The following is a 12,955-nucleotide window of genomic DNA, read 5'->3' as shown; positions in this document are numbered from 1 at the left end:
GCCCGGCGCCAGTGGTGGCGCCGGGCACAGTCACGTCCGGACATGGAACGCGTGTTCCCGTCCGGTTGGGCCGATCGTGTGGCGTACAACGCCAGGCCCGGCCCGCGCCCGCGAAGGCGGAACATTAGACTCGACCAAGCCCGGCAACAGCTCTAGCAAGGAGGCACGGGTGCCGCTGCTGACCCGCATCAGGGGACCGCGCGATCTGGACCGGCTCAGCCTGGAGCAGCTGGACCAGCTGGCCGGCGAGATCAGGACCTTCCTCGTCGACGCGGTCTCCAAGACCGGCGGCCACCTCGGCCCCAACCTCGGTGTCGTGGAACTGACCATCGCCCTGCACCGCGTCTTCGAGTCACCGAAGGACAGGGTGCTGTGGGACACGGGGCACCAGTCCTACGTCCACAAGCTGCTCACCGGCCGCCAGGACTTCTCCCGGCTGAAGATGAAGGGCGGCCTGTCCGGCTACCCCTCGCAGGCCGAGTCCGAGCACGACATCATCGAGAACTCGCACGCCTCCACGGTCCTCGGCTGGGCCGACGGCCTGTCCAAGGCCAACGAGGTGCTCGGCAGGAACGACCACGTGGTCGCCGTCATCGGTGACGGCGCTCTCACCGGCGGTATGGCCTGGGAGGCGCTGAACAACATCGCCGACGCCAAGGACCGCCCGCTGATCATCGTCGTCAACGACAACGAGCGTTCGTACGCGCCGACCATCGGCGGCCTCGCGAACCATCTGGCGACCCTGCGCACCACCGACGGCTACGAGCGCTTCCTGGCCCGTGGCAAGGACCTCCTGGAGCGCACGCCGGTCGTCGGCAAGCCCCTCTACGAGACCCTGCACGGCGCCAAGAAGGGCCTGAAGGACTTCATCGCCCCGCAGGGCATGTTCGAGGACCTCGGCCTGAAGTACGTCGGCCCGATCGACGGCCACGACATCGAGGCCCTGGAGTCGGCCCTCGCCCGCGCCAAGCGCTTCGGCGGCCCGGTCATCGTGCACTGCCTCACCGAGAAGGGACGGGGTTACCAGCCCGCCCTCCAGGACGAGGCGGACCGCTTCCACGCCGTCGGCAAGATCCACCCCGACACGGGCCTGCCGATCGCCTCCTCCGGCGCCGACTGGACCTCCGTCTTCGGCGAGGAGATGGTCGAGCTCGGCAAGGAGCGCGAGGACATCGTCGCGATCACCGCCGCGATGCTCCAGCCGGTCGGCCTCGACCGGTTCGCCAAGGCGTTCCCCAAGCGGGTGTACGACGTCGGTATCGCCGAGCAGCACGCCGCCGTCTCCGCGGCGGGCCTCGCCACCGGCGGACTGCACCCCGTCTTCGCCGTCTACGCGACCTTCCTCAACCGCGCCTTCGACCAGGTCCTGATGGACGTGGCCCTGCACAAGTGCGGCGTCACGTTCGTCCTGGACCGCGCGGGCGTCACCGGCACGGACGGCGCCTCGCACAACGGCATGTGGGACATGTCCATCCTCCAGGTCGTCCCGGGCCTCAGGCTCGCCGCGCCGCGCGACGCCGACCAGGTGCGCGCCCAGCTGCGCGAGGCCGTCCAGGTGAAGGACGCGCCCACCGTGGTGCGCTTCTCCAAGGGCGCGGTCGGCCCGGCCGTGCCCGCCGTGGGCCGGATCGGTGGCATGGACGTCCTGCGGGAGCCCGGCACCGACGCGCCCGACGTGCTGCTGGTCTCCGTCGGCGCGCTCGCCCCGATGTGCCTGGAGATCGCCGCACTCCTCGACCGGCAGGGCATCTCCACCACCGTCGTCGACCCGCGCTGGGTCAAGCCGGTCGACGAGGCCATGGCCCCGCTCGCCGAGCAGCACCGCGTGGTGGTCACGGTCGAGGACAACTCCCGGGTCGGCGGTGTCGGCTCGGCGGTCGCGCAGGCCCTGCGCGACGCGGGCGTCGACGTCCCGCTGCGCGACTTCGGCATCCCGCCGCGCTTCCTCGACCACGCCTCGCGTGCCGAGGTCATGGCGGAGATCGGCCTGACCGCTCCGGACATCGCCCGGCAGGTCACCGGTCTCGTCGCCAAGCTCGACGGCCGGTACGAGAGCACCACCGCGCAGGCCATGGACGCGGTGGAGCCCGCGCGCGACTGACGTAGTCACGGCAGGGCCGATGGGCCGGTTTCAGCACCCTGTACGGGTGGTGAAACCGGCCCATCTGCGTGAACCGGGCCGCGTCGGGGGATACGTGCTACCTGCCCTCTCGATCATGTCGAGGACGACAAGCGTGGGAGGTACGTCCGTGAGCAACACCCTCTTCAGGACGAAGAAGGTCGAACAATCGATCTTGGACACTGAGGAGCCGGAGCACGCGCTCAAGAAGACGCTGTCCGCTCTGGACCTCACCGTGTTCGGTGTCGGCGTCATCATCGGCACCGGCATCTTCGTCCTCACCGGCAAGGTGGCCAAGGAGAACGCGGGACCGGGAGTCTCGCTGGCCTTCGTCGCCGCGGGTGTCGCCTGCGCCCTGGCGGCCCTGTGCTACGCCGAGTTCGCCTCCACCGTCCCGGTCGCGGGATCCGCGTACACCTTCGCCTACGCCTCCCTCGGCGAACTGCCCGCCTGGATCATCGGCTGGGACCTGGTCCTGGAGTTCGCGCTCGGCACGGCGGTGGTGGCCGTCGGCTGGTCGGGCTATGTGCGCTCGCTGATGGACAACGCGGGCTGGCACATGCCCGAGTCGCTCAGCGGGCGCGACGGGGCCCACGGGTTCGGCTTCGACATCCTCGCCGCCGCGCTGGTCCTGGTGCTCACCGCCATCCTCGTCATCGGCGTGAAGCTCTCCGCCCGGATCACCACGCTGGTCGTCGCGATCAAGGTCACCGTCGTCCTGATCGTGATCATCGCGGGCGCCTTCTTCATCGAGGGCAAGAACTACAAGCCCTTCATCCCCCCGGCGCAGGCCGTGGAGGCGGGCACCGGCATCAAGACCCCGCTGATCCAGCTCATGTTCGGCTGGGCGCCGACCAACTTCGGCGTGATGGGCATCTTCACCGCGGCCTCCGTCGTGTTCTTCGCCTTCATCGGCTTCGACGTGGTCGCGACCGCCGCCGAGGAGACGAAGAACCCGCAGCGGGACATGCCGCGCGGCATTCTCGGCTCGCTGATCATCTGCACCACGCTCTACGTCCTCGTGTCCATCGTGGTCACGGGCATGCAGAATTACAAGAAGCTGTCCGTGGACGCCCCGCTCGCCGACGCGTTCAAGGCCACCGGGCACCCCTGGTACGCGGGCGTCATCAGCTTCGGCGCCGCCATCGGACTGACCACCGTCTGCATGATCCTGCTGCTCGGCCAGACCCGTGTCTTCTTCGCGATGAGCCGGGACGGACTGCTGCCGCGGTTCTTCTCCCGCGTCCACCCGAGGTTCCGCACCCCGCACCGGCCGACGATCCTGCTCGGTGTGATCATCGCGATCCTCGCGGGCTTCACCAGCCTCAGCGAGCTGGCCGAACTGGTCAACATCGGCACGCTCTTCGCCTTCATCGTGGTCGCCGTCGGCGTCGTCATCCTGCGCCGCACCCGCCCCGACCTGCCCCGCTCCTTCCGCACCCCGCTGGTGCCGTGGGTGCCGATCCTGTCCGTGCTCGCGACGCTGTGGCTGATGCTGAACCTGCCCGCCGAGACCTGGCTGCGGTTCGCGATCTGGATGGTGATCGGCATCGTCGTGTACTTCCTCTACGGGCGCTCGCACAGCCGCCTCGGCCGGCACGAGGAGACGACCCTCGGCGAGCCCCGCAACCCGCCCGGCGGCACCGCCGGGTAGGACCCGTCCTGGCCGCCTCCCGCTGTCCCATGGCCCCGTACGTCCCGCTCCGGCGGGGACGGCGGGGCCTTGTGACGTGCCCGTGCGCCGGGCGGGCGGCGGCGGTGAGGGCGGTGCGGACCGGCGCCACGGGGAGTGCCCCGGACCCGATCCGGCGGTCAGGGGCGAGGGCGTACCGTGCGCGGCCCCGTGACCTCCGCGCCCAGTTCGCCGACCCGGCGTCGTAGTTCGCGGTCGGCCGTGACGACCAGACAGGCGCGGTCCCGTGCCTCGGCCACCAGCTCCACCATCCGGTCGTCGCCGCTGCCCCGAGCCTCCTCGACACGGACCCCGGGGACGGAGTCCACCCCACGCGCGGCGCCCTCCACCACCAGGACGATCTCCAGCGGGCCCGGGTGGCCGGGCAGGCCCTGCTCGGCGAACTCCGCCAACGTGTCCCTGAGCCGCCCGGCGGCGCCGCGACGGTCCCGCCACCAGCCGTCCGGCACGGACCCCACCACGTTGGCGCCGTCCACGATGAGCAGAGTCGTCATGCCCTCACCCTTCCAGAACGCCCTCGGCCCCGGGCCGCGTCAGGACGGACACGGCCTCGGCGAAACGGCCCGCCCCCGATGAACACGCGGCCCGTCCACGATTAAGGTGAAGCGGTGAACGTCGACTGGCTCATACGCGGCCGCGACGGCAGGCTCGGTGCGTACCTGCTGTCCGAGGCCACCGTCCGCTGCCGGGCGGAGCGCGGACCCGGTGGCCCCTGGGACACTCCGCGTACCGTGGGCGGCGACCAACGCCTGCACTCCGTACTGGCCCTGGGCCAGGGCGCCGATCGCTACACCCACCTGGTCTCCTGGCGTCCGACGGGCCGCGACCAGTCGGGCCTCGTCCACTCGACCCACTTCCGGCCGGACCTCACCGCCCTCGACTGGAACCCGATCGGTCACCCCAACCGCACCGGGGACCGGACCGGCAACCCCGCCGTCGCGGTCGACGCGGAGGGACGCGCCCACGTCTTCGTCCGCAACAAGGGCGGTGGAGTGAGCATGATCGCCCAGAAGGAGAAGGGCGGCTGGGGGCCCTGGTGCGATCTCAAGGGGCATGACGTCCAAGGGGATCTGGCGGCCGTGACCGGGAGTTCCGGCCGTATCGAGCTGTACGCGGCAGTCCCGGGCGGCGTTCTGCACTGGCGTCAGGAGGAGCCGGGCACGCAACCCGCCCTGGACGAGGCGCTGGAGGCACCGGTCCGCCCCGGCAGCCTGCGCGCGCTCGCCACCTCCGCGGACTCCACCACGCTCTTCTTCACCGACGACTCGGGCGATGTGTGCGCCTGGCGTCCCGGCACCAAGCCGGTGGCACTGCTGGCCTCGGCCGGTCCGGGGCCGGTGTGTGTCATCCGCTGCGAACTCGACGGCCACGACTGCACGTTGCTGGCGCAGCGCTCGGCGAGCGGACGGGTGGCCTTCGCCGCCTACCCGACCGAGGACGAGTCGGCGGGCGCGTGGTGGACGGAGTCGGGGCCCGAACTCCCCGCCGATGCCCTGCTGTCGCTGGCGGAGGACGAGGAGGGCCGGGTGGTCGCCGCGACCCTCTCCCCCGAAACGGGCGAACTCCGCGTCACCCGCCGCAAGGAGGAACCGGGGATCGCTCTGGAGGCATGGCGGTCGGTCTGACACCGACGGCCGACGCGCACTGGAACGCACGCCGACACCGCCGTACAGAAGGTGAGTACGGCGGTGAAGTGGTTCAACCTCGCGTGAGTGAGGGCGAGTCGACCCCGAGTCAGGAGCCTCCTGGCGCGCGACGGGTCAGGAACTCCCGCCGGTGGCGGGCGACTTCTTCGCCGACTCGGGGATCGCGGAGTCGGTGCGCAGCGCCTTCCACAGGGTCGAGGCCTGCGGCTCGGCCGCCACGACCCGGTTCGGGTCGATCTTGTCGTACGACACCGGGAGCATGATCGTCTCCATCGTGGACGGGTCGACGCCGTTCATGCTCCGGCCGAACTCGGCCAGGGCCGTGAGCGAGGCGAGGTCGGAGTCGGTGGTGAGCGCCTGGGTCAGACTGTCGGCGATCTTGTACGTCTTGGTGGGGCTGCCCAGCAGGTCCTGCTTCTTGATCTCGGAGAGCAGCGCGGTCAGGAACTGCTGCTGGAGGCCGATGCGGCCGAGGTCGCTGCCGTCGCCGATACCGTGCCGGGTCCGCACGAACTCCAGGGACTGGGTGCCGTCCAGCCGGTGCGTGCCGGCGGTGAGGTCGAGGCCGCTGGAGGTGTCGTGGATGTCCTCGTCGGCGGTGACGGTCACGCCGCCTATCGCGTCCACCAGGCCCTTGAAGCCGGCGAAGTCGATCTCCATGTAGTGGTCCATGCGGATCCCGGAGATCTGCTCCACCGTCTTGACCACACAGGCCGAACCGACCTGGGAGTAGACGGAGTTGAACATGACGCGCCGCGCGGAGGGCACCTTCGAACCATCCGCCTCGGTGCACTCGGGGCGGGTCACCAGGGTGTCACGCGGGATGCTGATAGCGATGGCCTTCTTGCGGCCCTCGGGTATGTGCACCACCAGCGCGGTGTCGGAACGCGCCCCGGAGACGTGGCCCGTCTTGAGCGCGGCGTTGGCTCCGGCGCGCGAGTCGGACCCGAGGATCAGGATGTTCTGCCCTGAGGTGGGAAGCTTCGCCGGGCGGTCGTCGCCGATCGCCTTGTCGAGGTCGATGCCCTTGATGTTGCTGTCGAGACCGCTGTAGAGCCAGTACGCGGTACCGCCAGCGGCCAGCAGTAGGACCAGGAGCGTCAGCAGCACGATGCGGCCCCGGCGTCTCCTGCGCGGCCCGGAGTCGCGCCGTCCGGTGTCGTCCGGCTTGGCGGTGGGTCGGTTTTCGGTCGTGTTGATGTGCGTCATTGGACTTAGTCCTCTCCTCACGAGCTCCGCACGCGCGGAGTTGCGGGGCCCGGGAGGGGGGAACCGGCCCAACTGATACGAAGCAGTGCAGTGCAGTGCGAGAACTATAGGCGTCCCGGTGACCATGCTTTAAGGGGGGCTGGCCTGCAGCTGAACCCCAGGTGAACGTCACATTGTCTCTTCTTGACCATGGTGCAGTCTTGGCTAAGAATGTGGAGGTCCTGTGATCTTCGGTGGAGGTCTCGTGGCCCTCGATGGAGAGGGCTCGTGTCCGAGATCGCAGGGGCGGCGATTGTCCACGCGGCAGGGGGCTGCGGACTCGCCGGGTCACGGGGCGTGCCCAGTGTCAGCTGATCGATGGACTCATTGGGTGAATTGTCCCGGTAGGAGTGAAAATTGACGCATCATCCGCGTCTCGGTGTCGTTGTGCCGTTTCAGAACGTTGAGATCTATCTCACCGAGTGCCTGGAATCGATAGCACGTCAGTCGTTCCGCGACTTCGAGGTGATCCTCGTCGACGACGGGTCCACCGACGATTCGACTCGCATCGCGGCTGAGTTCTGCGCCACCGACCCGCGCTTCCGGCTGATCCGACAGGAACCGCACGGGCCCGGACATGCCCGGAACGCCGGCCTGCGGGCCATGCATCCGCGCACCGAGTTCATCGCCTTCGTCGACGGTGACGACGTCATTCCCGAGTATGCCTACGAACTGCTGGTGCGCACCCTGCAGGAGTCCGGCTCGGACTTCGTCTCCGGCAACGTGCAGATGATGAACTCCACCAAGAAGTGGCAGTCCCCCCTGCACAAGAGCCCGATGCAGAAGAGCCGACGCGGCACCCATATCACGAAGTTCGACGCGCTCATCTACGACCGGACGGTGTGGAACAAGCTGTTCCGGCGGTCCTTCTGGGACTGCCACTTCATCGAGTTCCCCGAGGGCGTCCTCTACGAGGACTCCTGGGTCAACATGTACGCCCATTTCCGGGCCGCCAAGGTCGACGTCGTCACCGACATCGTCTACTTCTGGCGGCGCCGCGAGGGCGGTGCCGCCCCCTCGATCACCCAGCGCCACAACGAGCTGTCCAACCTGCGCGACCGGGTCGCCGCCGTGCAGTCCGTGAGCCGCTTCCTCGCCGAACGGCGCTCCCAGGTCTACGAGGAGGGCAAGCGCAAGTATGACCTCGCCTGCCTCAAGTCCGACCTGATGCTCCACCTGAAGGTGCTCCCGGACGCCGACGAGGAGTACCAGCAGGCCTTCATGGAGTGGGCCAACGAGTTCCTCGACGAGGCCGACCCCTCCATCATCGACGAATTGCCGGCCGATGCCCGGGTCAAGTGGCTCCTGGTGCGCGACCGGCGGCTGTCCGAACTGCTGGAGGTCATCCAGTTCGAACGGCTCGGCGGCCCGATGCCCGTCCAGCGGCGCTTCCGCCGCTACCTGAAGTACCCCTTCCTCGGCGACCGCGAGGTCGGCCTCGACAAGAAGGCCTACCGACTGGACAAGGAGTTCTCGCTGCACGGGTCGCTCGGCGGCGCCCGCTGGAGCAATGACGGCCATCTGCTCACCCTCACGGGTGCGGCATACGTTCGTTTCATCAATGTGCACAAGAAGCACATGTCGGTGAAGGCGATCGCCCTGCGCAGCAAGAAGCAGGGGCGGATGCTTTTTGCTACCGCGAAGACCACTTACGCACCCCAGGCCACCGAGCACTCCCAGCAGAATCGTTACTGCTATGACTGGGCCGGCTTCGAGACGCAGATCGACACCACCCGGCTCAAGCGCAAGGGTGAGTGGGTCGAGGGCACTTGGGATGTCGCCGTCGGCGTCCTCAGTCGCGGGCTGTTCCGCTACCGGGGCATGGACCGCGGCGGCGCCGGAACCGCCGCCAACCCGCCGTACCGCTACGTCGACCGCAACACCCGCGTGCTGCCCGTGTTCCTGCAGGGCAAGCTCAAGCTGCGCGTGGAGATCGTGCGCTGCCGGATCACCGGCCACCGGGTCAGCGGCGACCACCTGGAGATCAACGGCGTCTATCTCGGCTCCAGGGTGCCCGAGTGGGGCAAGCTCCGGGTCACCAGTATGAGCGGCGCCGGCCGCCACGACGCCCGGGTCCACTTCTGGCCCGGCGGCGATGGCTGGTGCACCTTCACCGCCCGGATCCCGTTGCGCGTCCTGGTGCCGGGATACCGCGCCGACGCCGTGTCCGGCGTGGAGGTGCCCCAGTCCTGGAGCATGGGCAGCAACGGCTGGAGGACCACCTTCCACGCCGAGGGCCGCAAGACGGCCATCTACCCGGTGGCCGCCGAGCAGATGTCCGACGGGCACTACCGCATGCCCGCCCGGCTCCAGACCCGCGAGGGCGACCGCGAGGTCGTCGTCCACCGCAACGGTTCCGGCTACCTGGTGCTCTTCGAACGCGCCACCCTGCCCACGGCTACTGCCGTCGCCTGGCACGAGGACGGCTCCCTGGAGATCACCGGCCGTTACCTCGCCGCCGACCTGCTCACCGAGCGCGAGTACCGCGACGCCCATCTCGTGGTCCGCTCACGCGCCCACGGAGACGAACGCCCCGTCCCCGTCCAGTGGGACGGCAACGAGTTCCGGTCCGTCCTGACCCCGGCCGCCATGCGCACCCTGGCCGGGGACATCCCGCTCGCCTCCGGACGCTGGGACTTCTTCCTGCGCCGCCAGGACCTGTCCGCGGTGGCCCGCGAGGACCGGCTCGAAGACCTCATGGTGAAGATCGAGCAGGACATCGTTGCCGCCTTCCCGGAGGAGTACGAGGCGGGCGAACGCCGTTACGAACTCCAGGCCGAGGCCTACGACCGGCTCTCCCTCCTTGTCCACTCCGCCATGCCTGATCACGCCCGCGGCCCCTACCGCCAGAAGCTGCTGCGCACCGATGCCTACCCGGCGGCACGCCGCGAGAAGGTACGACCCGCGATCCTCCTGGACGCCTTCAAGGGCACCCAGTACTCGGACAGCCCGCGCGCGCTGCACGAGGAACTGGTGCGCCGGGGCCTCGACCTCGAACACCTGTGGGTCGTACGCGACGACCAGGTCCAGGTCCCGCCGACCGCCACACCCGTGCGCATGTGGTCCCCGCAGTGGTACGAGGCCCTGGCCACCAGCCGGTACGTGGTCGCCAACAACCACCTGCCCGACTGGTTCGAGAAGCGCGACGGCCAGGTCGTCGTACAGACCTGGCACGGCACCCCGCTGAAGAAGATCGGCCATGACATCGAGGCCATCCACTTCGCCGACCAGCGCTATCTGGAACGGGTCGAGAAGGAGGTGCAGAACTGGGACATGCTGGTCTCGCCCAACAGCTTCTCCACGCCGATCCTCAAGCGCGCCTTCGGATTCCCGGGCGAGATGGTCGAGTGCGGCTACCCGCGCAACGACATCCTGCGCCGACCTGGCACGGAACACCAGGAGCGGGAGATCCGCCGCCGTATCGGACTGCCCGATGGCAAGCGGGTCGTGATGTACGCGCCGACCTGGCGCGACGACCAGTACTACGCGCCCGGCAAGTACAAGCTGGACTTCCGCGTCGACCTGGAGGACGCGCGCGCCCGGCTGGCCGCCGACCACGTCCTCCTGGTACGCCGTCACCCCAACGTGGTGGACCCGGTCCCCGGAGCCGGCGACGGCTTCGTCTTCGACGTCTCCGACTACCCGGACATGGCCGATCTGTCCCTGATCACCGACGTGATGATCACGGACTACTCGTCCCTGATGTTCGACTACGTCAACACCGGCCGCCCGATCCTGTTCTTCACCTACGACATGGACCACTATCGCGACACCCTGCGCGGTTTCTACTTCGACTTCGAACGCAGAGCGCCCGGACCCCTGGTGTCCACGTCCGAGGACCTGGTGAGTGCGATCCGGGACATCGACCGGATCCAGGACGACTACGCCGAGCGCTACCGCTCGTTCCAGCAGGACTTCTGCGACCTCGACGACGGCTTCGCTGCGGCTCGCCTGGCGGACCGGATACTGATCGCCGGAGGCGACCTCGCCCCCGAGGAGGCGCGGGCCCCCGCGGTGGGCTCCGCGGACACCCGGCACCAGGGACGCCCCCTCACGCCGCTCCGCTGGAACGCCGAGCACTGGTTCACACCGCAGCAGACTCCGGCGGAGACGGGGGCGGGCCCCGACCGGCTCATGAACGCCCTGCCCAGCCAGCCCGTACGGGGTGGCGCCGTCGGCAGCCAGGTTCCCCGGGACAGGATCGGCGAGGGCATGGTCGTGTAACCCTGTTCGGCCGTATCACTCCACAGCCGCGCCCGCGTTGCCGCCTCGGGCCCTCGGTGTACCTGCCGAGGGCCCGAGGCGGGAAGTGCTCTGCCCGTCCGCCCGCGCCGGGAGCAGGGCCGGAACGCTGCGTGCCGGGACCGGCCAAGACCCGCCCGCACCGACTCCAGTTCGGCGCCGCAGGTCTCCTGCACAAAGATCACCCGCGCTTACGCAGCGGTGGCAAGCAGGCTCAGCGGCCGTTTTTCACCGGCTTGCCGCCGGTGACCGCGCGGCTCCACTGCTCGACACCGCACATGTTCCAGGGCGCCGCGGTCAGGGACCGCGTCGACGCGGACGAACGGTCGGACCGGGAGGTCCGGGCCACGGTCACCGCGGTGGCCGACCCCGGCAGGGCGACCGCCGCGACGGCGGTCGGGCGCCATCGGCGGGCACCGCGGCCGGGCGCGGAAGGGGAGGCAGGCGGATGCATCACGAGATGACGGCCTGCCTGCCGACCAGACGCTACATCTTCTCAATGACAAGGAAAGCGCAAAATGTCTGAATCAGCGGCCAAGGGCCGCCGGGTGATCCGGGGGATCGACGTCTCGGGCGCTCATCCCGTGCAGTACCGGTTCGCCCACGCGAGGGGCGGCAACCGGCATCTCACGGTCGTCTTCGCCGACATCCACGCGCCGGACGACTACGGCTGGTCCGACGGCATCCTCGACAACCTGTGCTCCAACATTCTCTGGATCCGCGACCGGTTCGACGGCGGCAACACCTACTACCTCTGCAGGGACGGGGACTTCGGGATCGAGCAGTCCGTGATCGGGCTCATCCAGAAGGTGGTGAAGGCCCTCGGTCTGACCTCCGACGACGTGACCCTCTGGGGCAGCTCGAAGGGCGGCAGCGCGGCCCTCTACTTCGGACTGCGCTACGGCTTCCGTAACATCGTCGCCAGCGTCCCGCAGCTGCGGATCGGCACCTTCGTCCGCAACATGTACCCCCGTACCGGCCGGCACATGCTCGGCGAGACGATGCCCGAGGACAGGGTCCGGATCCTCGACTCGGTCCTGACCGACCTACTGGCCTCCGACGCCAACCCGGACGCGCACATCTACCTGGTGTCCTCGCCGCAGGACGAGCAGTACGCCACGCAGATCGAACCGTATCTGGGACTGCTCCAGCGGTACCCGAACTTCAACTTCCTCTTCAGCGAGTCCCCGCACATCACCGGCCACGGCAAGGTCACCCAGCGCAACACACCTCCGCTGCTGGGCATCGCCGGCCTTCTCGTGGAGGGCATCAGCCCGAGACTGGGCATCACCCGGCACGGCTACGAGGAACCCAACGCCGACCGGTCGGGCATCACCGGATTCCTCACCGCCACCTCGATCGTGCAGACCTGGCTCGCGCCGCCGGTCGTCACCATGCCGCTCCCGCACGATCCGCTGCTCGTGACCGGCGTCCCCCTCACCGGCCGGGCACCCGGGGCGGTACGCGTCAGCATCTGGGAGAACGGCGACTACCTGGCCTCGGCACCCGTTGGCCCCGAGGGCGACTGGACCTGGAAGCGCAAGAAGCCCTGGAGCGTCGGCGAGCACACGGTGCGGCTCTTCGCCGTCGACGGGAACGGGATCCAGTCGGCCCGCACCGACGTGACGTTCACGGCGTCGGACCGGATCACCGCTCCGCAGGCACCGGATGACACATCGGCACCCGAGCATTACTTCGACACCGAGCGGGCTCGGGTGACCCTGCTGCCCCCGCTGCTGCACACCCCCGAGCCCGGCCAGCAACTCCTCGCCATCAGCATCCGCTTCACAGGCGCCTCCAATGCCGCCACCCACGTGGGTTTCCGGGAGAACGGTGTCCTGCTGGGCTCCTGCTCGGTCGCCCACGACGGCCGCTGGCTCTGGAACGCGGACCGCGACTGGCACCCCGGTATGCACACCGTCGAGGTCGTCGCAGCGAACGAGGCGGGAGAGGCGTCCCCGCCCGCGACCATCACCTTCGCCGTCATACCCGTCTCCGGCCAGTGAA

General features: G+C 69.2%; 8 protein-coding genes. 5 read left to right on the top strand and 3 right to left on the bottom strand.

Annotated elements, in window-relative coordinates:
- Positions 1–169 precede the first annotated feature (169 nt).
- Both dxs and ACFYW8_RS08470 read left to right on the top strand, forming a co-directional pair.
- On the top strand, positions 170–2,101 hold the full coding sequence (gene dxs, locus ACFYW8_RS08475) for a 1-deoxy-D-xylulose-5-phosphate synthase (RefSeq protein WP_365868797.1): 1,932 nt from the start codon (positions 170–172) through the stop codon (positions 2,099–2,101).
- A 148-nt stretch (positions 2,102–2,249) separates the two neighbouring features.
- Positions 2,250–3,773 carry an amino acid permease gene (locus tag ACFYW8_RS08470; protein ID WP_365868795.1) on the top strand — a complete coding sequence of 508 codons (1,524 nt, stop codon included), beginning with the start codon at positions 2,250–2,252 and terminating at the stop codon, positions 3,771–3,773.
- Positions 3,774–3,931: 158 nt separating this feature from the next.
- Here the strand turns inward: ACFYW8_RS08470 and ACFYW8_RS08465 are convergent, their stop codons facing one another.
- Positions 3,932–4,306, bottom strand: a complete 375-nt coding sequence (locus tag ACFYW8_RS08465) for an NTP pyrophosphohydrolase (RefSeq protein ID WP_389069231.1) — start codon at positions 4,304–4,306, stop codon at positions 3,932–3,934.
- Positions 4,307–4,420: 114 nt separating this feature from the next.
- Here ACFYW8_RS08465 and ACFYW8_RS08460 point away from each other — a divergent pair, with 114 nt between their 5' ends.
- Complete coding sequence (locus tag ACFYW8_RS08460; RefSeq protein WP_389069229.1) at positions 4,421–5,437, top strand: hypothetical protein; 1,017 nt, start codon at positions 4,421–4,423, stop codon at positions 5,435–5,437.
- A 135-nt stretch (positions 5,438–5,572) separates the two neighbouring features.
- On the opposite strand, the gene ACFYW8_RS08455 is transcribed toward ACFYW8_RS08460, so the two are convergent.
- The gene (locus tag ACFYW8_RS08455) at positions 5,573–6,667 is read right to left on the bottom strand and encodes an LCP family protein (RefSeq protein WP_389069227.1); all 1,095 of its coding nucleotides are present in this window, start codon (positions 6,665–6,667) and stop codon (positions 5,573–5,575) included.
- Between the two features lie 396 nt (positions 6,668–7,063).
- Between ACFYW8_RS08455 and ACFYW8_RS08450 the strand changes: the two genes are divergently transcribed.
- Positions 7,064–10,930: a CDP-glycerol glycerophosphotransferase family protein gene (locus tag ACFYW8_RS08450; RefSeq protein WP_389069224.1), complete on the top strand. Its 3,867-nt coding sequence runs from the start codon at positions 7,064–7,066 to the stop codon at positions 10,928–10,930.
- 232 nt (positions 10,931–11,162) lie between these two features.
- Here the strand turns inward: ACFYW8_RS08450 and ACFYW8_RS08445 are convergent, their stop codons facing one another.
- Positions 11,163–11,402, bottom strand: coding sequence for a hypothetical protein (locus ACFYW8_RS08445; protein WP_389069221.1), 240 nt, complete (start codon positions 11,400–11,402; stop codon positions 11,163–11,165).
- Positions 11,403–11,466: 64 nt separating this feature from the next.
- On the opposite strand from ACFYW8_RS08445, the gene ACFYW8_RS08440 reads away from it, so the two are divergent.
- The gene (locus ACFYW8_RS08440; protein WP_389069218.1) at positions 11,467–12,954 is read left to right on the top strand and encodes a hypothetical protein; all 1,488 of its coding nucleotides are present in this window, start codon (positions 11,467–11,469) and stop codon (positions 12,952–12,954) included.
- Position 12,955: the final 1 nt, after the last annotated feature.

This window comes from Streptomyces sp. NPDC002742 (assembly GCF_042888885.1).
Taxonomy (GTDB): domain Bacteria; phylum Actinomycetota; class Actinomycetes; order Streptomycetales; family Streptomycetaceae; genus Streptomyces.
This window is presented reverse-complemented; position numbering and strand designations above follow the sequence as displayed.